Below are 20,992 nucleotides of genomic sequence, written 5' to 3' on the forward strand. Positions count from 1 at the left end.
CGGGCACCAGCGGAAATTGCCGTCGCCGAATGGGTGTCCACCGAAGCTTGACCTATCGAAGCTTTGACAGTCAAGGCTGACTGTGAAAATGTCGGTGCATGACCGCACGCGACGAACAGCGGCAGGCCACCCGGGCCCGCATCCTCGAGGTCGCGACGAACCTGCTGGTCGAGCGCGGATACGCCGCGCTCACGACGGTCGCGGTCCAGAAGGCTGCCGACGTGAGTCGAGGCGCGCTGCTGCATCACTTCCCGACGATGCAGGACCTGACGCAGGCTCTCGTGGCCAATCTCGTCCAACTCAACGAGGCCGCTGCTCGTGAAACCGCCGAGCGGATCGGCGGGGCGATCGACCCGGTCGAACGTGCGCTGAGGGCGTTGCACGAAACCATGACTCGCCCCCCGGCGCAGGCGGAGTTCGAATTGTGGGCGGCGGCGCGCACCGACTCGGCACTCGCGGCCGTTCTGGTCACCGCCGAACGCAAAGCCGGGCGCGACTTGTACCGCGTCGTGGACGAGCTGTTCGGCCCCGACATCGCCGCGCATCCGCGCTACCCGATCGTTCGCGATCTCACCATCACCATGGTGCGCGGGCTGGCGATCGCCCGGGTGGTCCACGGGTCGGAAAGAGCGGCGGACCGCACGATCGGGCACTGGGCCGACACCGTCAGAACCATGCTCTCACTCGGCTCGGGCAGCTCGACCGAATAGCGACCGCGTGGATGCCGAGCCTTTTCGTGACCTCGGCATCAGGAGCAAAAAGGTTGCGACCACTCGCTATCTAAGTTAGCGTACGGGCAATCTATGACGGAGGTCACATGAACTCCCACCTCTTCGACGTAATCATCAGCGGCGGCACGGTTTACGACGGCGGTGGCGGCCCTGGCGTCGTGCGCCACGTGGGGATTCGCGACGGTGTCGTCAGTGCGCTCTCCGCGGAACCGCTCGATCCCACCACTGCGCGAGAAGTCGTCGACGCCACGGGCCAGTGGGTGATGCCCGGCTTCGTCGACGTCCACACCCATTACGACGCCGAGGTTCTCGTCAGCCCCGGCCTCAACGAGTCCGTCCGACACGGCGTCACCACGGTGATGCTCGGCAACTGCTCGCTGTCGACCATCTACAGCACCGCTGTCGACATCGCCGATCTGTTCTCGCGCGTGGAGGCGTTGCCGCGCGATCACGTCCTCAAAGCCATCGATACCGCGAAGACATGGTCGCGGCCCCAGGAGTACATCGAAAACCTCGAACGGCTACCACTGGGACCGAATGTCGCGTTGCTGGTGGGGCACTCGGACCTGCGCGCGCACGTCATGGGACTCGACCGGTCGACCGATCGTCACCACAAGCCCACCGGTGCGGAATTCCGGGCGATGGCGCGGGCATTGGACGAAGCCCTGGACGCGGGAATGCTCGGTATGTCCACGATGACCAATCCGTGGGACAAACTGGATGGTGATCGATATCGTTCGAGGTCGCTGCCGTCGTCGTATGCCAGGTGGAGCGAGTTCCGTGGGTTGCACAAGATCCTGCGCAAGCGAGGACGACTGTTGCAGAGCATCCCGAATCTCAATACCAAATACGACATGATCTTCTTCCTCGGTGCCGCAACAGGACTCGGACGTGAGTCGTTGAAGGTGTCGCTGTTGGCCGCCGCCGATCCCAAGGCGTCGCCGTGGATCCATCGGATCTTCGGGCCGATCGCGGCCCTTGTCAACGGGCCGGGCCGAGGCCGGTTCCGGTGGCAGCATCTGCCCACGCCTTTCGACGTCTACTCCGACGGCATCGATCTGGTGGTGTTCGAAGAGTTCGGCTCCGGTCGGGCGGCGTTGCACCTGCGAGACGAGTTGGAGCGCAACGAACTTCTGTCCGACGAAGCGTATCGGCGGTGGTTCCGCGCCGACTTCGAGAAGAAGTTCAGCTCACGGGTCTGGCACCGCGACTTCGCGGACGCGCGGATCACCGAATGCCCCGACAGCACGATCGTGGGCAAGACTGTCGCGGATGTCGCGAGATCTCGCGACATCCACGTCGTTGACGCCTTCCTCGATCTGGTCGTCGAGCACGGCCGCGCACTGCGCTGGCACACCACCATCGCCAACAATCGACCCCGGACCATGGATCGACTGATCAACGCGCCCGGAGTGACCGTCGGATTCTCCGACGCGGGTGCGCATCTGCGCAATATGGCCTTCTACAACTTCGGTCTGCGGCTGCTCCATCGTGTGAACAGTGCTCGAGGCGAACGGAAACCGTTCATGAGCGTCGAGAAGGCGGTGCACAAGCTCACCGGCGAGCTCGGGGATTTCTACGGCGTCGACGCCGGGCATCTGCGACTCGGTGGCCGCGCGGATGTGGTGATCATCGATCCCGAGGGCCTCGACGACGACGTCACCGCCTATCACGAGGAGATCATGCCCGAATTCGGCGGGCTCAGCCGGATGGTCAACCGAAATGATCGGGCAGTGACGGCGACGTTGATCGGCGGCAAAGTTGTCTTTCGCGATGGGCAGTTCGCGCCGTGGTTCGGCGTCTCCGAACGTGCCGGACGGTACCTGCGGGCTACCGACGGCTCCGTTTCTGCCACGGTGAACGTGTGAGCCGAACCCAGCAGCAACGCCGTACCGAAACCATCCGCAATCTGATCGATGCCACCATCGAATCTCTGTGCGAAAAGGGTTATGCCGCAACCACGATCAGCGAGATCGTCGCACGGGCAGGAGTATCCTCCGGTGCGCTGTTCCGTCATTTCCCCACGCGACTCGAGCTGTTGGTGGCCGCGGCGGAAGAGGTCCGTGCTCGGCAGTTCGCCGAATTCCGCGCCGGACTGAGCGGACTCGGCACCGATTCCATCGACCATTGCCTCGCACTGCTGCGAGCGGCATGCCGTGCCCCGATCAACGGGGCATGGTACGAGCTGCTCATCGCCGCCCGTAGCGACTCGGCGCTGCGCGCACAGCTGACGCCGTTCACCGTTCGATACCACGAGCAGATCGCCCAGCTGGCGAGGACGTTGCCGTTCGCGGCCACTATCGATCCGGAGCTCTTGGACACGGTCATCTTCAGCGTCGTCTACCTCCTCGACGGAGAAGCGCTCGCTGCCGTGGTCCATCCGCACCCCGAGCAAGACGAGCTGCGGCTGACAATGATCGCGAACCTGCTGCGCGTCGGTGCTCCGAACCAGGAATTCGTCAGCGCGTGACAAGTTGGGCGGTGTCGATCGGTGGGTGAACGATCGGCCTGCGGTTCGTGATCGCGCGTCGAGCCGAACCGATCATCCATCCAAAAGCGCGCTGCGCTCGGCAGAGATGGTGTGGGGCAACCAGATCGCTTGGACCGGCACCAACGGGGCGTCTGTCAAGTCCAGTACCGTCACCCGACCTCCCAGTGCCGGTCCGGCCGGTGCGGTGACCAGAGCGACGAAGTCGTTCCCCGCCACCGCGGTGACCGGAGGTGTTCCTTGCACCGGGTTCACCACCAGGGTGGGCTCGAATCCTGCTCGACGACAGGAGGAAACAAGAAAATCGGTGTAGAAGGAACGCATCGGCGGTGCCCACACGATCAGGGTCGAGTCCGCGATGTGCGACAACGTCAGTGACCGGCGCTTCGCGAGCGGGTGCGCGGAATCGACTGCGAGTCGAAGCCTGTCGTAGCCGAGGACCGCGGCGGCGAGATCGGTGGGGGTACTCACGCCGCGACGCAGTCCGACGTCGACGGTGCGATCGATCAGGGCACGTTCGATTTCGTCGAGGAACATCTGGCGAACGGTGATCGAGACCTTCGGCCTCGCCCGGCGCACCGGTGCGATCAGGTCGAATACTTCCTCGGAGGTGATCGCGGGGGTGTGGCCGACGATGAATGCCGGCACTTCGCTCTCCGCTGCCCTGCGAGCGGCAGCGGCGAGCGATCCCGATGCTGCCAACAGGGCTGTGGCACCCTCTCGTAGTTTGTGCCCGGCGGGGGTGAGGATCACATTTCGCCCCTGCCGGGTGAAGAGTTCGGCGCCGATCTCGTCCTCCAGTCGGCGCATCGCGCTGCTCATCGCTTGTTGAGTCATGAACAGTGCACGGGCCGCACCGGTGAGGCTCCCGTGGTCTGCGGCGGCGACGAACTGCGCCAGGCGGCGAAGGTCCATGGGTGGGGTTGTTCGCGCCCCGAGTTCCGCCGTGCCATCCGCCTCCACCGACTGCTCCTCCCGAATGCACAACCAATTCTTGTGAGTCTACCAAGATGTTTAGCTATTCATTTGTGGGTGGCGTTCATAGTGTGGGTGTCACAGGAAGTCGATGACAGGAGCAAGCATGTCGAAATCACTGCAGGGGAAGTCCGCGATCGTCGCAGCGGGCGCCAAGAACTTGGGTGGGCTCATCAGCACCACCCTCGCTGCCCAAGGCGTGAACATCGCCGTCCACTACAACAGCGACAGCACCGAAATCGACGCGGACAAGACCGTGGCCGCAGTCGAGGCCGCGGGAGCCAAGGCCGTGAAGTTTCAGGCGGACCTGACTCGGGTGGCCAATGTCGAGCGTCTCTTCGACACCGCGATCGATGCCTTCGGCAGCGTCGATATCGCGATCAACACTGTCGGAAAGGTGCTGCGCAAACCTATTGTGGAGACTTCCGAAGAAGATTATGACTCGATGCTCGACGTCAACTCCAAGGCCGCCTACTTCTTCATCAAGGAAGCCGGCAAGCGCCTCGAGGACGACGGCAAGGTCATTACCGTTGTCACCGCTCTGCTCGCGGCGTTCACCGACGGATATTCGACCTACGCCGGCGGAAAGAGCCCGGTCGAGCACTTCACCCGGGCCGCGGCGAAGGAATTCGGCGCTCGCGGAATCTCGGTCAACAACATCGCCCCCGGCCCGATGGACACACCCTTCTTCTATGGCCAGGAAACACCGGAACGGGTCGAGTTCCACAAGTCTCAAGCGATGAAGAATCAGCTGACTCAGATCGAAGATATCGTCCCGATCGTCCGCTTTCTCGCGGACGAGGGTTGGTGGATCACCGGACAGACCATCTTCGCCAACGGCGGCTACACTACCCGCTGAACACTGCCTGCTCAGCCAACCGACTCGAGGAGGAATACGATGACAACCGCGCTACCCGCACCTATCGCTCGCCTGATCGAGGCAACCAACAACGGGGACATCGAGTCCTTTCTCGGAGGATTTACCGATAACGGGGTCGTGGACGATTGGGGCCGGGAGTTCACCGGTTCCGCCGAGATAGGCAGTTGGAGCGAGGCCGAATTCATCGGTAAGCAGGTAACCCTGTCTGTCCTCGATTTCGAGAGCGCCGGTTCCGAGACGGTTCTCACCGCGCAGGTGGGCGGAAACGGCTTCAACGGCCCGAGCACCTTTACCTTCGTTGTCGATGGAAATGCGCTGTCCAGGATGAATATTCGCGCTTGATCCGGGCCGCCGATGTCGAACGCTGCGATCGCGGAACCTCGGCCACGCCCGCACAGGCCACTGCCATTTGACGTGGTGGTCGGTGACCCTCGGCTGCCTCGGCCTGGCCGGTTCATCCGGTGGTTTCCCGCGGCAGCGTCGCGTCGTCGGCCGGCATCGCCCGATCAGCGATAGCCTCGGGCGATGACCGACAATGATCAGCCTGCCGAAAGGCATCGGCGGCCCGCCGGGGTCAGCTCTTCGACGGTGGCGGCCGTCGGCAAGCTGTCGGAGGCGTTGGAGACGACCGAACGTGCTCGCGGGCACCTCTACGACTTCCACCAGCTCACCGGCGGAGCCGATCTCGCTCTCGGTGAGGCGGTGGACATGTTGCGCGACGCCGGTCATCGGCAGCTCGCCGAGAAGCTGGCCGCCGCGCTGGTCGGCCGCAATGTGCTGCCCGGCCGGTGGACCTTCCAGATCGTGGAGGAATACGACGAGGGCTACTACGCGCAGTTCCGCCAGATCGAGCGTGAGATCCGCGACGAACTCCTCGACGGGCGTACCCACGTGTACGAGGCCGAGATGAAAGAAGACCGCCGCTCCCATGGTCGTTCTGGACACGAGGCCGGACCGGACAGCTAGTCCGGAGCTTTCGGTTCTGCGGTGTCGCCGACACGTGCGGAAGGCTCGAGGCCGTGCGAGATTCCGGTCCGGGCACCCAGTAGCTTGGCCGGAGAGAATCCGTCGAACGAAGAGAGCTGATCAATGTCGACCTCTACCGCGCGTGCGCACATCGGTGTCACCGGGCTGGCCGTGATGGGTAGCAATATCGCCCGCAACTTCGCCAAGCACGGTTACACCGTCGCGCTGCACAACCGCTCCGTGGCCAAAACCGACGCGCTGCTCGCCGAGCACAGCGGTGACGGCGATTTCGTCCGCACCGAGACCGTCGAGGAGTTCGTCGCGGCGCTGGAGAAGCCGCGGCGAGTGTTGATCATGGTCAAGGCAGGCGAGGCGACCGACACCGTCATCGAGGAACTGGCCGCCGTGATGGAGCCGGGCGACATCATCATCGACGGCGGCAACGCCCTCTACACCGACACGATCCGGCGCGAGGCCGCCCTGAGCGAGCGCGGTCTCAACTTCGTCGGGGCCGGCATCTCCGGTGGCGAGGAGGGTGCGCTCAATGGCCCGGCCATCATGCCGGGTGGACCGAAGGAGTCCTACGAGTCGCTCGGCCCGCTGCTCGAGTCGATCGCGGCGCAGGTCGACGGCACACCGTGCTGCACCCACATCGGCCCCGACGGTTCCGGGCACTTCGTCAAAATGGTGCACAACGGCATCGAATACGCCGATATGCAGTTGATCGGCGAGGCCTACCACCTGTTCCGCGACGCGCTCGGTTTCGATGCCGGGCAGATCGCGGACGTGTTCACCCAGTGGAACTCCGGAGACCTGGAGAGCTACCTGGTGGAGATCACCGCCGAGGTGCTCGCGCAGGTCGACGCGAAGACAGGCAAGCCGCTGGTCGACGTGATCGTCGACGCCGCCGAGCAGAAAGGCACCGGTCGCTGGACAGTCAAGTCCGCGCTCGACCTGGGCGTTCCGGTGACCGGCATCGCGGAGGCGGTCTTCGCCAGGGCGTTGTCGGGTTCGCGCGCCCAGCGCAAAGCCGCGGTGGGTCTGGCGTCGGGCACGCTCGTCGACAAGCCCACCGATGTCGAGCAGTTCACCGAGGACATCCGACAGGCGCTGTACGCCTCGAAGGTCGTCGCCTACGCACAGGGCTTCGACCAGATCGCCGCGGGCAGCGCCGAATACGGTTGGGATCTGCGCCCCGGTGACCTGGCGACGATCTGGCGCGGCGGCTGCATCATCCGGGCTCGGTTCCTGAACCGGATCAAGGAAGCCTACGAGCAGGACCCCGCCCTGCCGAGCCTGATCCTGGCCCCGTACTTCCGCGAGGCGATCGAGACGGCGATCGACAGCTGGCGGCGCGTGGTGTCCACCGCCACCCTGCTCGGCATCCCGGTCCCGGCGTTCGCGTCCTCGCTGTCCTACTACGACGCCCTGCGCGCGCAGCGGCTGCCGGCCGCCCTGACCCAGGGCCAGCGCGATTTCTTCGGTGCACACACCTATGAGCGCATCGACGCAGACGGCAAATTCCACACGCTGTGGAGCGGTGACCGCAGCGAGGTGGCCGCGGACTGAGCGCCGGCTCCGGCGGTGCGTGCCGCGACGGCCTCGGGCCGACATCGGTGAGTCTCCGACCCGAAACGATGTCGGGTCGGACCGCCGGACGTTGCACAGTGGGCGCGCTCGCGGGGCGAGGGCATCGTCGCCATGGCGCGCGCCGGCGCTTTCGAGGGGCCTCCGGCGGTGCGACTCGAGGCATTGGGCACCCCGCCGACTCGGCCGACCCTTCTTGTGCGCGAAAGACCATGACGTGCACGACATTTCCTGCCAAAATGGGTCATGGGCCGTGCCATACACGTGAGCGAACTCCAGACCTTGATCGAGTACAGGCGTGCCGATGTGATCGACGCCCGCATCAAGGACAACGCCGACCTACAGTGCGTGGCCGAGCCCCGCTTCGGATCTCGTTCGCCCTCGGACGCCACAGCCACCGACAGCGACTATCACCGCTGGCGTTCGGCGACCGAGGAATTGCTGGCCTCGATCCGTGTATTGCAGGACCGAGCTCGACAGGTCGGTTTGCACCTGCACCCCCCGCTCGGCGGCTCCGCGCTGTCTCGGCGGTGGTGGCATGTTCGGTACGCGAGAAGAAACCGATTGCTGCGTGCGAACTACGACCCGCAGGCAGCCGCACTGCGAGCGCAGTTCGATCGAGCACTGACGGCCTACCTGGCGCGAGCCGGTGACCTGCCGGCATTCCTGTCGGAGTATCGCGTACAACAACAGCAACGCGCGCAGCAGGAGTGGCAACGACGCAAAGAAGAGACAGAGCGCGAGGAAGCGCGAGCCCGCTCGCGGCGCGCGGAGGCACTGAACGCCGCCACCGGGCCGCAGTGGGCCTTCAAGATCAGCGACTACGCAGGCAGCCGCAGTTTCTGGATCTTGCTGTCCAGCTTGGATGAGGGCCGCGCGGACCGGACCGGGTTGACCGTGGCCGAGGTGCATGCCGCGCTGGTCGCCGAAAGAGCGCAGTACCCGTACACCGGGATCATTTGGGGCACGGAGACCGGACGGGCTCTGGAAGAACAACACCGGAGCAAGGCCGCCGGCTGGGAGGCTCTGACCGGCGAGCTGATCGATCCGCATCCGCTCGATCCGAGCAGGCCACAACGGTCCACCAGATACGGCGGCCCCTCCAGCACCTACGGCAGTGACGGTGGCGGCGGGTTCTCCGGTGGATTCGGCGGTTATCGCTAGTACCTGGTCCGCTGGAACAGGACACCGGGTGTCACGTCGGGGGTATCGCGACCTGGGAGGCGACTCGACAGAGTTTCGGACGGCGCCGACCGGGTAGATCCGGGTGGATTCCGAACGACGGGTGACTTGCGTAATGGTGCGGCAACAACGATGACCACATTAGATATCGAACGCCTGTACTTTGCGGCCGGAATCGCGCTGCTGTTGGCAGCGACGCTTCCTCGCATCTTCAAGGATCGGGCGATCACCGCTCCGATGCTCATGCTGGGAGTCGGAGCCATCGGTGGGCTCGTGATCGGACCCAGCGGCCTGCACGCGGTGTCACCCCTGTCCCATCCCACCGTGATCGAGCATCTGGCAGAGCTGTGCGTGATCGTGGCACTGATGGGTGTCGGGCTCGCGATCGACCGCCCCCTGCATTGGCGCACCTGGGGCTCGACCTGGCGGCTGCTGCTGATCACCATGCCGCTGTGCATCGCGGCGGTAGCGGTGTTCGGATGGTGGGCGGCGGCGCTGACGCCCGCCGCGGCAGTTCTGCTGGCGGCCGTGCTGGCACCCACGGACCCGGTGCTGGCCTCGGATGTGCAGGTCGAGGGTCCGACGGCGGGCGCAGGCTCCGCCGAGGAGGACGATGAAGTCCGTTTCGCGCTCACTTCGGAAGCGGGCCTCAACGACGCGCTGGCCTTCCCGTTCGTCTACCTGGCGATCTTCCTCGCGACCAAAGGTTCGGTCCAGACCTGGTTCGCCGGTTGGTTCGCCTGGGAACTCGTCGGCAAGATCGTGGTCGGCGCCCTCATCGGCGGGATCGTCGGAAGCTTGCTCGGTCGTGGTTTGTTCCGATTCCCCATCAAGAACGCGCGGCTGGCCGACCGCGGGGAACCGATCGTCGCCTTGGCCGCGGTGTTCGCGGTCTACGGGCTCACCGAACTCGTCGGCGGCTACGGATTTCTCGCGGTGTTCGCGTGCGCGATCGCTGTTCGACGGATCGAGCGCGACAGCGATTACCACGAACAGATGCACACCCTGGTCGAACAGCTGGAACACGTCCTCACCCTGGTCGTGCTGCTGCTGCTCGGTGCGGCCCTCACCACGGGCCTGATGGCAGGGCTTTCTTGGCAAGGAGTCGCGGTCGGCGTGCTCCTGGTCTTCGTTGTCCGGCCCGTCGCGGGGTGGCTCGCACTGCAGCGATGCGACGGGATGGAGCCCAAGGAGCGAACCATCACAGCCTTGTTCGGAGTCCGTGGAATCGGTTCGATCTATTACCTCGCGTACGGCCTGACCCAGGCGGACCTCAGCTCGGAAGCGGGTGCCCTATGGGCGATCGTGGCGTTCACGATCGTGCTGTCCGTGGTCGTGCACGGCGCCAGCGCGGGTTGGGTCATGCAATACCTGGAGAACGCACGGGAAAGTAAACAGCCGAGATGACGGTCATCCGGTGCGACGCCACACTGTGGTCACCCCGCCATGGGAACGCGCGGGCGTTGCCTGTGTTCCCAGCTTCTCCACAACTCCGCAACGCCGCAGACGCAGCATCAATGGGCCGAGGCGACGGCGTTCGGCGACCACCGGCAGACCGTCGGCTTCGATGTCGCGCAGGACATCGGCACCGATGAACACCGTGCCCGCTGGATAGTTCGCTATCACCCCGGCGGCCGCCGCGAGAAACCGCTCGGACTCGTGATCGTTCGTTGTTTTCGCCACGCTGTCCCCGATCAGCCGCCCGAACTCGCCCCACTCGAAAGACGATATCTGAACTACCGCAATGTAATTCGGTATTCGAGGTCAAAGTTTCATCGGCGAGAGCCCGTAGCAGCACGTGCCCCAGCGGGTGCATGGCGTCGTTCGATCAAGTCGGGCGCAGTCGGTCTGCGCTTTGACCCGAGGTGCGGCGCGTGGGTGGCCTGATGCCTGGGTCGGCGCCCTTCATGATCGCGGTCCACCAATCCTGCAGCGGGCTGGGGTCGGGCCACCGCACAAACGGTGTCTGACGCTGCGGGGACGGGACTTCCTGAGTGCGGGTCGGCCGGTCGAGAGCACGGTTCATGAAGGTCCTTCTCGATGGTGTGTCACGCAACGACGCGCGCGTGGGCAGTTCTTGTCCGGTACCCGCCGGGTCGGGGTGCTGCGAACTCGTCATCGGAACCCTCCCTCGGTTTCCTTGCCGATGGCTCGCTCACGTAGCCGACCCAGAGTGCGGGTGAGGGTTCGGGCGATGTGCATCTGCGAGACTCCGAGTTCGGTCGCGATCTCGGCCTGGTTCTTGTACTGGAAGAACCGCAGCTCCACGACTCGGCGTTCCTGCGGGGGCAGATGGGCCAGCAGGGGCGCGACGGTGGTGCGGTCGTCGATGTCGGCCCGGCCGGGTTCGGTGTGGCCCAAGGTCGTCGGCGTCGTGAGTGGGCCCTCGTCGCAGTTCCCGCGTTCGACGGTGTCGATGAGCTCGGTGGTGCGGGCGTTGCCCGCGATCAACGCCCGCGTGACCTCGCAGAGTTCGACGTCGAGCTCTGCGGCGATCTCGTAGGCCGTCGGGGGGTGACCCAGCTGCCGCAGTAGTGCCTCGATGCACGCCCCCACTTGCTGGTGGATGTCTTCGGTTCGGCGAGGTACGCGCACCGTCGAGGAGTCGTCGCGGAAGTAGCGGCGTACCTCGCCATGAATGGTCGCGATGGCGAAGGACAGGAACGCGGAGCCGCGTTCGACCTGGAAACGGTCGACAGCATCGACCAGGCCCGCCGACGCCACCCGGAGCAGATCGTCGTACGACTGTCCGCAGCCGCTGTATCGGCGAGCGATGTTCTGCGCCAACGGGAGACACCGTTCGATCATCTCGAGTCGCAACAGCGCCTTCTTGGCTTGGTCCTCGGCCGCAGCCATCTCCACGAACCATGGCTCGGCGTGTTGGTAGATTGTGCGCGGGTCATCGGAACGGTCTGTCCGCGCGGTCATACGGTGCCCGCGATACCTGGGACGACGAGGGTGCTCATGAGGGCCTCCGATGATTCCGACACTTCGCGCCTGTCGCGGCAGCGAGAGTGGTTGTTGTATTGGACAGCACCACCCGAAATGGGCTTCGCTGTGACAATTCCCGGAAGGCGCAGGGTTCTCGACACCGAAATGGGAAGCGGCCGACTGTAAGAAAACGCAGCCGACGAGTGTTATTTCGAGGATTTCGATTCACGCATCGATGCTGCGGTGAAATCCGGCTGACTCACGACGTGGTAGGCATGGAAGCGGATCGTGCTCGCCGCAGAGAAATTCGGCTGAATGCGGGTCCGCGACGACATCGTCGAGACCATAGGGTCGAGCAGTGATCAGTACAGTCGCTGATCGAGAGTGTTCGACGACTCGTGTTTCAGGGTTCGGTGGTTCATCCGCTGCGGTGCGGGTAGGGCTGACGAACCGGGTCTGGAAGGCTCGATGATGGTGCTCATCTGGGCTCCGATGTGGCGCTTGCGCACTGTGGGCGGTCGGGAAGACCGCTGTAGACACAGCCGACCGTTGCCTTATGTCTACCAGAGACAGGGCTGTCTGTATACCTGTTGGCTCAGTAGTGTGAAAGGTGTTATGGAATCCCCGCAGGACAGTCGGACCGCCCCACCACCCGCGATACCGGCTCGGGAACGCATTCTCGGTGCCGCCTACGACTTGTTCACCCGTCGCGGTATCCGCGCTGTCGGCACCGATGAGGTCATCGAGGTGTCCGGGGTGGCGAAGGCCACCCTGTATCGCCACTTCCGCAGCAAGAACGACCTGGTGCTGGCGGTATTGGAGCGTCGAGAGCAACTGTGGACGCTGGGTCTGGTCGAACAGCAGTCGCGACTTCGAGGAACCACACCCGAAGAGCAGTTGCTCGCGATTTTCGACGTGTTCCACGACTGGTTCCAGAAGCGGGAGGACTTCGACGGCTGTTCGTTCATCAACGTCCTGCTGGAGCTGGGCGCCGCGCATCCGGCAGGTCAGGCCAGCATTCAGTATCTGGACAACATCCGCTCGATCGTGAGTCACCGAGCGCGAGCGGCCGGGCTGCGCGATCCCGAAGGGTTCTCCCGGTCCTGGCACATCCTGATGAAGGGATCCATCATTTCCGCGGCCGAGGGCGACGTTTTCGCCGCGCGGAGAGCTCGGGACATGGCCCGCACCCTGATCGAGCAACACCGAACCTCGCCAACCTGAGTGGCGGCCAGTTTTAAGGGTTTGTTGAGAGTGCGCGCTCGGTGCGGAGCCCAGCGCTTACCCGCTGGTAGCTTGTTGGTGCGTATATCGCATGCCGCCAAGCCCGTTTCGCCGGTGCGGGACCGAGTAGAGCAATGAACATCTCGCGTGTACCAGCTGGGCCGATCCAACCCAGCGGCAAAGCTTCTACGCGGTGCGCCTGGTCAGGAGTTGTTTTGTCTGGTGAAAATCTGAATCTCGCACAAATCCCGGAAGATTCTGCCGGGATAGCTCTATCCGGTGCGCGTCGGTGAGTGCGCCGATTCCGCGTTACCCGATCTCACCTCAGCGCAGCCCGCTCCTCTCGCCCCAGGAGTTGTTGGCCGCGATCAATGGGCGTACCGATTGTGAACTGCCGTTGGCGCAATGGGCCCGCACACTCGGATCGTTGTATCGGGACTGGCTGGCCGAGCCTTCGTCTGCGCGCGTCGGCCAGCAGATCGTCGCCGTCATCCACGACATCGACGTGTGGATCAGTGCCCAGCTTCCGCGTCCGCGCCCAGGCGTTCCCCGCGGCATCGACTCGGTCGGCGGGGTGATCGGTCGTGTCGCCGAGGCCGCTGCCTCCGCTCATTGGGCGCTACACAACGCCCAGGACACCGACCAACGGCACCGAGCGTGGAATCACCTCGCTGAAATGCGCGAGGGCTACGAAGATCTGGTGCGGTTGATCCTCGATGGTTTGGTCAAGCTTCCCAAGTCCTGGCCCAGCATCAGCTGGCCGGCCACGGCGATGTAGAAACCTGCTCGGGTTCTGTTGTCGCTCATGCCAACCGATTCGACGAGCCGAGAGGCCATCGGCATCGCGTGCCGTGCCCCACTCGACCAAATCTAGAACACGTTCTACACTCCGGTCATGGATCTGGTTGCTATCGAGGAGATCAAGCGTCTCAAGCACCGTTATTTCCGCACGCTCGACCTGAAGCTGTGGGACGAGTTCGCGGACTGCCTCACCGAGGACATCTCCGCGCGCTACGGCACTCAGGCCATGGACAAGCCGCTGCACTACGACAATCGGGCCGACGTGGTGTCGTTCATGGAGAACAACCTCGGGCCCGGGATCGTGACGATCCACATCGCCAACCACCCCGAGATCGAGGTCGACGGCGAGACCGCGACGGGGTCGTGGGCATTCGAGGACACTGTCCTCGTGCCGGGCGCGAAAGTCCAGATCCGTGGTGGCGGATATTATTCCGACACCTATCGCCGCGACCCGGACGGGGCGTGGCGGATCTCCTCGACGCGGTACGAGCGAATCTACGAGGCGTTCACCTCTCTGGAGGACATTCCGAGTTTCAAACTGCTCGCCAACCGCTGGGATCCTTCCCTCGGACACTGACCACCCGGTTCCGCCCGACGTGCGAGAAATGGTCGCGGTCGCACTGGTGATGGGTACCGCACACCCGCGACCGCCACGGCGCCGCACCCAGCGCCGGTCGCCGACGGCTCGACCTACCTACCCGAGGCGCTGTTCGAGCTCGCCATCTGCCTGATCCGGGTACCGACCTCGGCCTCCGGCGACTCCTCCCAGGGCTGTAACACCTGACCTTCCGCCGGGGGCGTCCATCACGCTGGGCGAGCTCCCGCCGTTGCAGCGGCGGGCGATGTCGACTGACAGCATGCCCTACGAGTTCTGTTGTCGTGGAATCAATTCTGGGCAAGTGTCGCCCGCGGGTATGGCGAACCGTCCGCGTTCCCCATCCGCGTCGAGCCACCGCGCTCGGGTCCGCGGTGCACGGACGAGGCTCGGACCTTCGTTTGGCTCCTTCGATGTCGGGTAAGCAGCCGACGATCAGGAGGAGATGTGTGATGTCGGACAGTGTTGCCGAGCGCGAGCCGGCGGCGCAGGACTGGTCGGAGGGGCCTTCGACGCTGCGATGGCGGTCGTGGTGGGGCGTGCTGCGCCGCACTGTGGTCGAGTTCGTGGAGGACAATCTGACCGATTGGGCGGCGGCGCTCACCTACTACAGTGTGATGTCGCTGTTTCCCGGCATCATCGTGCTCACCGCGGTACTCGGGCTGCTCGAGCCCGCGGCGACCGACTCGCTCATCCAGACCATCGAGGAACTCGGCAGCGGTCCCGGAACCGACCTGCTCATCGACGCCATCAGGGAGCTGCAGGGATCCCGCTCGCTGGCAGGCCCACTGGCGATCGTCGGTGTGGTGGCGGCGCTGTGGACGGCGTCGAGCTATATCGGGGCCTTCATCCGGGCGTCCAACACGGTCTATGACACCGAAGAGGGCCGCCCGATCTGGAAGACGCTTCCGCTGCGTGTCGGGCTCACCGCGGTGATGGTGCTGCTGATCGCGCTGTGTGTGATCGGCGTGCTGTTCACCGGCAGATTCGCCGAGGCGGCAGGGGAGTGGCTCGGTGTCGGCTCGGTCGGTGTGCTGATCTGGGACATCGCCAAGTGGCCGGTGCTCGCCGTCCTCGCCAGTCTCGGGGTCGCGCTGCTGTACTTCGCCGCGCCCAACGCGCAGCAGCCCGGCTTTCGGTGGCTCTCGCCGGGCAGTGTGCTCGCGGTGGTGCTGTGGATTGCCGCCTCGGCCGGCTTCACCCTCTACGTGGCCAACTTCGGCTCCTACAACTTGGTGTACGGCTCGCTGGCCGGCGCCGTCGCCTTCCTGGTGTGGCTGTGGCTCAGCAATGTCGCTGTCCTGCTCGGTGCCGAATTCGATGCCGAACTGGCTCGCGGGCATCGCATCGAACAGGGCCAGCCACCCGAACACGAACCCGTACTGCCCCCGAGAGACACACCCGAATAAGGAGGTAATGCCATGGCGAACACGCACACCGGACCGCCCGCCACCGCGGACAGCCGCTCGGTGGCCGAACTGGTCGACGACGCCACCCAGCAGATCACCCGCCTGGTGCGCGACGAGATCGCGCTCGCCCGCGTCGAGATGCAGGGCCGCACCAAGGGAATCGCCCGCGGCGCCGGAATCGCTGGTGCCGGGGGGCTTCTGGCCCTCTACGGCGGCCTCGCGCTCACCGCTGCCGCTGTCTTCGCCCTCGCGCTCGTGCTGCCGAACTGGGCTGCGGCCCTCATCGTGGGCGCGGTGCTGCTCGCGGTCGGCGCGGGGTTGGGACTACTCGGCAAGAAGAATGTCACCGAAGCCGCGCCGCCGGTGCCGCGGGAAGCCATGCAGGGTGTCAAGGAAGACATCGAGATCGTCAAGGACGGGAGTAAACGATGAACGAACCCAACGACGCGGAAGCACTGCGCCGGGACCGCGACCGCGCACGGCAGGAGCTCGGCGAGACCGTAGCCGATCTGACCGACAAGCTGGACGTGCCCGCGCGCGCGAAGGACAAGGTCCACGAGACGGCCGAAGCGGCCAAGGACCGGGTCACCGACGCCAAGTACCAGACACTTGCCGCCGCCGACCAGGCGCGGGACAAGGCAGAAAAGGTGCAGGCGACTACCCAGGCGAAGGCGGAACAGGTGCAGGCGACTACCAAGGCCAAGGCCGAGCAGGTGCAGGCGACCACCAAGGCGAAAGCCGAGCAGGTGCAGGCGACTACCCAGGCGAAGGCCGAGCAGGTGCAGGCCGTTGCCAAGGAGAAGACCAGGCAGGTGGCGGCCAAGGCCGAGTCCTCGGTTCCCGAGCCGGTGACCGAACGTGGCAGGCAGGCTGTCGAGGTGGTTCGCCGGAATCCCGTGCCGGTGGCGGCGGCCGCGGTCTCCGCCGCGGCGGTGTTCTGGTGGCTGGCACGGCGGGGTCGGTCATGAAGACGCTGTACCGGCCACTCGGCATGGTCGTCGGAGTGCTCGGTGGTGTCGCCGCCGGCGCGGTGTTCAACCGGGTCTGGGGTGTGGTGGCCGGAGGCGAGGAACCGCCGTCGGCGACCGCCCGCGACCACACCTGGCGTGAGGTCCTGCTCGCTGCCGCGCTACAGGGTGCGGTCTTCGGTCTGGTCAAGGCGGCCGTGGACCGCGCGGGCGCGACCGGTTACAAGTCCCTGACCGGGACCTGGCCCGCCGACTAGCCCGCGCGCCTGTCCCTCCCTACCTCATAGTGGGAGTCACAGGAACTCTGCGGTGCCGAACACGCGGTGCCCGACAGCGGGGAAGCGTTGACCGACCTGACATCACTCGGATACGGATACGGAATCGGCGCTTCCTCGCCCGATCCCCGGTCGAGATGTGGCCACACCGGCCGGATCGAGAACCGCGATCGGGCGCCCGGCCCAGATGGAAAATAGCCCGAAGTTTGCGATGAAAAATCGCGTCGGGCTGTTTGATGTTGCCGGAGAAGGGAATTCCGCGTGGAGTCGAACAACGAAACGTTGCTCCTCGTCGGTGCCCGCACCGCGCGGGGACACCCGAGGAGACCGCCATGCAGATTTCTAGTCCAGCTCAGCAGCTCGACAGAACGCCTGAATATGGCGATATCGAATCCGCTGCAGCGATGATCGCGCACGACAACCACCTCGTCGTCGAACTCCAGGATCCGGGTCTGCGCAGGCTGTGTACGTGCGCGGCCGGGCTGTCCGGCCGGGCGCAGCTACGACTCGAGGCGGTAGCCGAGGCATTGCGCAGCACTGAATGACCCGAACCTGTTTCGGGCGTGAGCCCCCGGCCTCGTGGGTCGGAGGACTCCGCCGCTCTGGTCAGCGCCGTTTCAGGCTACCCACCGTGAGCGATCCGCTCGGCGGGATCTGCGCCTTCTCCGCCGCGCGAACGTAGCTGTCGGGATCCTTGTCGACGGCCCGCACACCGGCGTAGTTGCGCGCCTCGTAGGTGGCGAAGGTAACGGCCAGTTGATGGCGCTGTGCCAGTCCGGCCAAGCGCCGGAATTCGGTGAGGCCTTCGCGTTCTTCCTCGGCCATGTGGTCGCTGTTGGCGAGGTTGGCTGCCGCGACAGCCGCGTACCAGTCGTCGGTGCCGACTCGATGACGCGCTACGTCGGCCACCGCGTCCCTGATGTCGTTGTGGTCGTGGATGGCGTCGAGCGTTTCGTCCTCCACCGGGCCCGTGCGGTTGGCCGCGATGCCCGCCTGGAGCAACGCCGGGTAGAAGATCTCCTCCTCTGCCTGCGCGTGTAGCTCGAGAAAGGCCGCGAGCCTGTCCCAGATCGCGGACAGCGCGTCGGTGTCGGTGCGGTTGATCTGTTCCAAGATCGCGAACAGCCTGCGCTGCTCGTGGTGGTCATCAAGGATCAGCTGTGCAATGTCCACGATTTCTCCCCGATACGACGTGTCAGGTCAGCATGGAACGCCAGGGCTGCCGGCGCGTTCCTCGGAAACGTCGACGATAGCGCACTGTCTCGCCGTTTTCGGTCAGCATCACTCGGGCGCGCATCGCGAGGAGTGGCGCCGCCTCGAGCGCTCGGCGCCGGTGTGAGCCTCGGGCAGTTCGTCTCGCGAGCCTGGTCTACACGCACCCTGCGCCGCAGTGGATCGGCCGCTGCAGGAGACCGACCTGTGGCGGATTTCGGCACACCATCGAGTGATGTGCCGAATTCCGGCGCATTTGTGGTCTCTGCCGATTCGGCAGCCATGGTGGCGGGACTCGACGCGAAGGACTCTGCCGGACCCCCTTCGCGTCGAACGAAGTCCACCCCTAGACCCGACAGCTGGTGCCCGAACCATGACTCGATCCCACGTCACCGACGATCTCGTCTATCTCAGCGCGACCGAGGCGCAACGTCTGTTCACCGCGCGTGCATTGTCTCCCGTCGAGTTGATGCGGGCCGTGATCGAACGCAGTGAGAAGGTCGAACCGGCGGTGAACGCGTTCACCGAGCGACTCTTCGACGAGGCCTTGGAACAGGCAGCCGAGGCCGAACTCCGCTACCTCGGCAAGGGCGGCCTGACGCCACGTCCGCTGGAGGGGCTCCCGATCGCGGCCAAGGAGAAGCACGCCATCGCGGGACGCTCGCTCACCGAAGGATCGTTGGTCAACGAAGGCACGATCGCCACGGAGAACGCGCCGATCATCGATCGCATCATCGCCGCCGGCGGAATCATCCACGCGCGTACCACCACACCGGAATTCTCCATCGCCACCTACACCCACAGTCGGATGTGGGGTGTGACGCGCAATCCCTGGAACCGGGACTTCAGTCCCGCCGGATCCTCCGGTGGTTCCGCGGCGTCGCTGGCCGCGGGTACCTCGCTGCTGGCGACCGGATCCGATATCGGTGGTTCGACACGACTTCCGGCGGCGGTCACCGGGACGGTCGGCTTCAAAGCTCCCTACGGTCGAGTGCCCGGTGCCGGGGTACTGACCAATGACCACTATCGCGGTGACGGATCGATGGCGCGGACCGTCGCCGACACCGCCCTGCTGCAGAATGTCCTGGCCGGCCCCGACCCGCGCGACCACACCTCTATCGCGCCCGAATACGTGCTGCCGACAAGCTACGAGGATGTGTCCGGCATGCGGATCGCACTGTGTATCCGGTTGGGCGAGTACGTGATTCATCCGGAGGTGGAAGCCAACACCCGCGCGACGGCACAGGCGCTGGCCGACGCGGGCGCCGTCGTCGAGGAGATCGAACTGCCCTGGACCCACCAGGACCTGCTCATTTCCCAGGCCGGACACTTCTCGACCCTCTTCGCGGCGAGCGTCGCCGATGTCACCGCGGGTCGCCGGGAGCTGCTCAGTGACTACACCGTCGCCTTCCTCGACCTGATGGCCTCGGCGCGCACCCAGGTGAGCTACCTGGACTCGTTACGAGCCGAGCAGCGCCTACAACGCGAACTCGCCGAGGCGCTGGTCGGCTTCGACGCCCTGCTGTGCCCCACCACCGCCGTGCCGGGGTGGCACGCGGGCGACGCACTCGGGGGAGCGAAGCTCGAAGTCGACGGTGAACCGGTGTGCGACACGCGCTGGGCCGCGATGACGGTTCCGTTCAACATCAACAACAGGTGCCCTGTTCTGAACGTTCCCTCCGGCCGGTCGAGCTGGGGAATTCCCACCGGCATCCAGATCGTCGGCCACCCGTACGACGACGCGACCGTGTTCCGGATCGGTACCGCGCTCGAACACCTGCGGCCGTGGGCCTACACCAACGCCAACCGACCGGCCCTGTAGCGATCGCCCTCATCGGTACCGAATGATCACCGCCGCACTGCATCGACACGTTTGCGCGCCGACCCATCGCTGTATGGCCGAACAGCCGGAACGCCGGACGCCCCACACTCGAAGTGAGTGGTGGGGCGTCCGGCGTTCTTACTGAAATGACGACTGGTCACAGGCCTTCCGGCCGACGCGACCGGGGATTCCCGGCCGCCGCCGTCGGCATATCGCTGGTCAGATCCCGGCGTCGGGGCGCGGGATATCGCCACGCCAAGCTCCGGTCGCGTCACCCTCGCTCTCGATGAACTGCTTGAAGCGCTTCATGTCGCCGTTCACTCGGTGCTTCAGCACGCCCAGCTTGTCGGCGGCGGTTTCGATGAAACCCTCCGGGTCGACATCCATCTGCGCGGTGATGCGAGTGTGGGTGTCGTCGAGACGGTGGAACGTGATGACCCCGGCATGGTCGGGTCCACTGTCGGATTTCCACGCGACCCGCTCGTCCGGGTGCTGTTCGGTGATGGTGGCGTCGAACTCCCGCGTCGAGGGACCGACGTGGATGCGCCAGTGGGTGTGCCGGTCGTCGAGCTGACTGACCTGCTCCACACCCTCCATGAACTGCGGAAAGGTTTCGAACTGAGTCCACTGGTTGTAGGCGGTCCGGATCGGGACGTCTACATCGACAGTTGCGGCTACCGTGCTCACGGGTACTCCTTCCCCAGCCTGCTTGCGTCGCCGCCACAGCCTGGATTCGGTCACAGCTGCAAGCCTTCGAGGCCCTGCAACTCGTACAGTGCCTGCCTACCCGGGGCTCGAAAGCGCAAACAGGGGGTGCGCGGTCCTTGTCGGTAGGACACCGAAATGATCTTGTACCAACATTTTCGAACCGTGCGTGCCATCGAGTTGCTCGCAGCCAGTGATCGAGTGCGCCAACGTCGTCGTCGGTGCGCCGGCGGAACGACTC

General features: G+C 65.2%; 23 protein-coding genes. 18 read left to right on the forward strand and 5 right to left on the reverse strand.

Annotated features, from left to right (window positions below; all coding sequences use genetic code 11):
• Positions 1-98 precede the first annotated feature (98 nt).
• The 3 genes from ACFWUR_RS23360 to ACFWUR_RS23370 all read left to right on the forward strand — a co-directional run bounded on the left by ACFWUR_RS23360 (position 99) and on the right by ACFWUR_RS23370 (position 3,201).
• Positions 99-710, forward strand: a complete 612-nt coding sequence (locus ACFWUR_RS23360; protein WP_378909567.1) for a TetR/AcrR family transcriptional regulator — start codon at positions 99-101, stop codon at positions 708-710.
• A gap of 107 nt (positions 711-817) precedes the next feature.
• A complete protein-coding gene (locus ACFWUR_RS23365; RefSeq protein WP_378909568.1) occupies positions 818-2,599 on the forward strand; it encodes an amidohydrolase family protein in 1,782 nt (593 codons plus the stop codon).
• Positions 2,596-3,201: a TetR/AcrR family transcriptional regulator gene (locus ACFWUR_RS23370; RefSeq protein ID WP_378909569.1), complete on the forward strand. Its 606-nt coding sequence runs from the start codon at positions 2,596-2,598 to the stop codon at positions 3,199-3,201. The genes ACFWUR_RS23365 and ACFWUR_RS23370 overlap by 4 nt, the downstream gene beginning before the upstream one ends.
• A gap of 72 nt (positions 3,202-3,273) precedes the next feature.
• Here the strand turns inward: ACFWUR_RS23370 and ACFWUR_RS23375 are convergent, their stop codons facing one another.
• Positions 3,274-4,134 (reverse strand): LysR substrate-binding domain-containing protein, encoded by an 861-nt coding sequence (locus tag ACFWUR_RS23375; RefSeq protein WP_378909570.1) that lies wholly within the window; start codon positions 4,132-4,134, stop codon positions 3,274-3,276.
• 220 nt (positions 4,135-4,354) lie between these two features.
• Between ACFWUR_RS23375 and ACFWUR_RS23380 the strand changes: the two genes are divergently transcribed.
• The 6 genes from ACFWUR_RS23380 (at position 4,355) to ACFWUR_RS23405 (ending at position 10,216) form a co-directional block, all read left to right on the forward strand.
• Entirely contained in the window at positions 4,355-5,053 is a 699-nt protein-coding gene (locus tag ACFWUR_RS23380; RefSeq protein ID WP_378909571.1) for an SDR family oxidoreductase, read from the forward strand.
• A 39-nt stretch (positions 5,054-5,092) separates the two neighbouring features.
• Positions 5,093-5,416: a nuclear transport factor 2 family protein gene (locus ACFWUR_RS23385; protein ID WP_378909573.1), complete on the forward strand. Its 324-nt coding sequence runs from the start codon at positions 5,093-5,095 to the stop codon at positions 5,414-5,416.
• A gap of 183 nt (positions 5,417-5,599) precedes the next feature.
• Positions 5,600-6,040, forward strand: a complete 441-nt coding sequence (locus ACFWUR_RS23390; protein ID WP_378909574.1) for a hypothetical protein — start codon at positions 5,600-5,602, stop codon at positions 6,038-6,040.
• A 123-nt stretch (positions 6,041-6,163) separates the two neighbouring features.
• Complete coding sequence (gndA, locus tag ACFWUR_RS23395; protein ID WP_378909576.1) at positions 6,164-7,609, forward strand: NADP-dependent phosphogluconate dehydrogenase; 1,446 nt, start codon at positions 6,164-6,166, stop codon at positions 7,607-7,609.
• A gap of 264 nt (positions 7,610-7,873) precedes the next feature.
• Positions 7,874-8,791: a hypothetical protein gene (locus tag ACFWUR_RS23400; RefSeq protein WP_378909577.1), complete on the forward strand. Its 918-nt coding sequence runs from the start codon at positions 7,874-7,876 to the stop codon at positions 8,789-8,791.
• Between the two features lie 150 nt (positions 8,792-8,941).
• Positions 8,942-10,216, forward strand: a complete 1,275-nt coding sequence (locus ACFWUR_RS23405) for a cation:proton antiporter (RefSeq protein WP_378909578.1) — start codon at positions 8,942-8,944, stop codon at positions 10,214-10,216.
• Between the two features lie 3 nt (positions 10,217-10,219).
• Here ACFWUR_RS23405 and ACFWUR_RS23410 read toward each other — a convergent pair whose 3' ends face one another.
• A complete protein-coding gene (locus ACFWUR_RS23410) occupies positions 10,220-10,492 on the reverse strand; it encodes a hypothetical protein (RefSeq protein ID WP_378909580.1) in 273 nt (90 codons plus the stop codon).
• Between the two features lie 432 nt (positions 10,493-10,924).
• On the reverse strand, positions 10,925-11,665 hold the full coding sequence (locus ACFWUR_RS23415; protein ID WP_378909581.1) for a sigma-70 family RNA polymerase sigma factor: 741 nt from the start codon (positions 11,663-11,665) through the stop codon (positions 10,925-10,927).
• A gap of 690 nt (positions 11,666-12,355) precedes the next feature.
• On the opposite strand from ACFWUR_RS23415, the gene ACFWUR_RS23420 reads away from it, so the two are divergent.
• The 8 genes from ACFWUR_RS23420 (at position 12,356) to ACFWUR_RS23455 (ending at position 17,557) form a co-directional block, all read left to right on the forward strand.
• Positions 12,356-12,964 carry a TetR/AcrR family transcriptional regulator gene (locus tag ACFWUR_RS23420; protein ID WP_378909650.1) on the forward strand — a complete coding sequence of 203 codons (609 nt, stop codon included), beginning with the start codon at positions 12,356-12,358 and terminating at the stop codon, positions 12,962-12,964.
• Positions 12,965-13,253: 289 nt separating this feature from the next.
• The gene (locus tag ACFWUR_RS23425; RefSeq protein ID WP_378909582.1) at positions 13,254-13,742 is read left to right on the forward strand and encodes a hypothetical protein; all 489 of its coding nucleotides are present in this window, start codon (positions 13,254-13,256) and stop codon (positions 13,740-13,742) included.
• 117 nt (positions 13,743-13,859) lie between these two features.
• Entirely contained in the window at positions 13,860-14,342 is a 483-nt protein-coding gene (locus ACFWUR_RS23430; RefSeq protein ID WP_378909583.1) for a nuclear transport factor 2 family protein, read from the forward strand.
• Positions 14,343-14,812: 470 nt separating this feature from the next.
• Positions 14,813-15,769, forward strand: a complete 957-nt coding sequence (locus ACFWUR_RS23435) for a YihY/virulence factor BrkB family protein (protein ID WP_378909585.1) — start codon at positions 14,813-14,815, stop codon at positions 15,767-15,769.
• 12 nt (positions 15,770-15,781) lie between these two features.
• The gene (locus tag ACFWUR_RS23440) at positions 15,782-16,201 is read left to right on the forward strand and encodes a phage holin family protein (RefSeq protein WP_378909586.1); all 420 of its coding nucleotides are present in this window, start codon (positions 15,782-15,784) and stop codon (positions 16,199-16,201) included.
• Complete coding sequence (locus ACFWUR_RS23445) at positions 16,198-16,737, forward strand: DUF3618 domain-containing protein (protein WP_378909588.1); 540 nt, start codon at positions 16,198-16,200, stop codon at positions 16,735-16,737. The genes ACFWUR_RS23440 and ACFWUR_RS23445 overlap by 4 nt, the downstream gene beginning before the upstream one ends.
• Complete coding sequence (locus tag ACFWUR_RS23450; RefSeq protein ID WP_378909589.1) at positions 16,734-16,994, forward strand: DUF4235 domain-containing protein; 261 nt, start codon at positions 16,734-16,736, stop codon at positions 16,992-16,994. Before ACFWUR_RS23445 ends, ACFWUR_RS23450 begins: the two co-directional genes overlap by 4 nt.
• 350 nt (positions 16,995-17,344) lie before the next feature.
• Positions 17,345-17,557, forward strand: a complete 213-nt coding sequence (locus ACFWUR_RS23455) for a hypothetical protein (protein ID WP_378909591.1) — start codon at positions 17,345-17,347, stop codon at positions 17,555-17,557.
• Positions 17,558-17,618: 61 nt separating this feature from the next.
• Here the strand turns inward: ACFWUR_RS23455 and ACFWUR_RS23460 are convergent, their stop codons facing one another.
• On the reverse strand, positions 17,619-18,185 hold the full coding sequence (locus tag ACFWUR_RS23460) for a hemerythrin domain-containing protein (RefSeq protein WP_378909592.1): 567 nt from the start codon (positions 18,183-18,185) through the stop codon (positions 17,619-17,621).
• 412 nt (positions 18,186-18,597) lie between these two features.
• Between ACFWUR_RS23460 and ACFWUR_RS23465 the strand changes: the two genes are divergently transcribed.
• Positions 18,598-20,046: an amidase gene (locus ACFWUR_RS23465; RefSeq protein WP_378909594.1), complete on the forward strand. Its 1,449-nt coding sequence runs from the start codon at positions 18,598-18,600 to the stop codon at positions 20,044-20,046.
• Positions 20,047-20,265: 219 nt separating this feature from the next.
• Here ACFWUR_RS23465 and ACFWUR_RS23470 read toward each other — a convergent pair whose 3' ends face one another.
• Positions 20,266-20,733 (reverse strand): SRPBCC family protein, encoded by a 468-nt coding sequence (locus ACFWUR_RS23470; protein WP_378909596.1) that lies wholly within the window; start codon positions 20,731-20,733, stop codon positions 20,266-20,268.
• Positions 20,734-20,992 lie beyond the last annotated feature (259 nt).

Source organism: Nocardia sp. NPDC058633 (genome assembly GCF_042717045.1).
GTDB lineage: Bacteria > Actinomycetota > Actinomycetes > Mycobacteriales > Mycobacteriaceae > Nocardia.

Coding starts and splice junctions, on each gene's coding strand:
- ACFWUR_RS23445 (WP_378909588.1), top strand. CDS start 16,198: ATGAACGAACCCAACGACGCGGAAGCACTGCGCCGGGACCGCGACCGC.
- ACFWUR_RS23405 (WP_378909578.1), top strand. CDS start 8,942: ATGACCACATTAGATATCGAACGCCTGTACTTTGCGGCCGGAATCGCG.
- ACFWUR_RS23365 (WP_378909568.1), top strand. CDS start 818: ATGAACTCCCACCTCTTCGACGTAATCATCAGCGGCGGCACGGTTTAC.
- ACFWUR_RS23385 (WP_378909573.1), top strand. CDS start 5,093: ATGACAACCGCGCTACCCGCACCTATCGCTCGCCTGATCGAGGCAACC.
- ACFWUR_RS23440 (WP_378909586.1), top strand. CDS start 15,782: ATGGCGAACACGCACACCGGACCGCCCGCCACCGCGGACAGCCGCTCG.
- ACFWUR_RS23400 (WP_378909577.1), top strand. CDS start 7,874: ATGGGCCGTGCCATACACGTGAGCGAACTCCAGACCTTGATCGAGTAC.
- ACFWUR_RS23430 (WP_378909583.1), top strand. CDS start 13,860: ATGGATCTGGTTGCTATCGAGGAGATCAAGCGTCTCAAGCACCGTTAT.
- ACFWUR_RS23465 (WP_378909594.1), top strand. CDS start 18,598: ATGACTCGATCCCACGTCACCGACGATCTCGTCTATCTCAGCGCGACC.
- ACFWUR_RS23415 (WP_378909581.1), bottom strand. CDS start 11,665: ATGGCTGCGGCCGAGGACCAAGCCAAGAAGGCGCTGTTGCGACTCGAG.
- ACFWUR_RS23420 (WP_378909650.1), top strand. CDS start 12,356: ATGGAATCCCCGCAGGACAGTCGGACCGCCCCACCACCCGCGATACCG.
- ACFWUR_RS23390 (WP_378909574.1), top strand. CDS start 5,600: ATGACCGACAATGATCAGCCTGCCGAAAGGCATCGGCGGCCCGCCGGG.
- ACFWUR_RS23455 (WP_378909591.1), top strand. CDS start 17,345: ATGCAGATTTCTAGTCCAGCTCAGCAGCTCGACAGAACGCCTGAATAT.
- ACFWUR_RS23450 (WP_378909589.1), top strand. CDS start 16,734: ATGAAGACGCTGTACCGGCCACTCGGCATGGTCGTCGGAGTGCTCGGT.
- ACFWUR_RS23360 (WP_378909567.1), top strand. CDS start 99: ATGACCGCACGCGACGAACAGCGGCAGGCCACCCGGGCCCGCATCCTC.
- gndA (WP_378909576.1), top strand. CDS start 6,164: ATGTCGACCTCTACCGCGCGTGCGCACATCGGTGTCACCGGGCTGGCC.
- ACFWUR_RS23435 (WP_378909585.1), top strand. CDS start 14,813: ATGTCGGACAGTGTTGCCGAGCGCGAGCCGGCGGCGCAGGACTGGTCG.
- ACFWUR_RS23375 (WP_378909570.1), bottom strand. CDS start 4,134: ATGGACCTTCGCCGCCTGGCGCAGTTCGTCGCCGCCGCAGACCACGGG.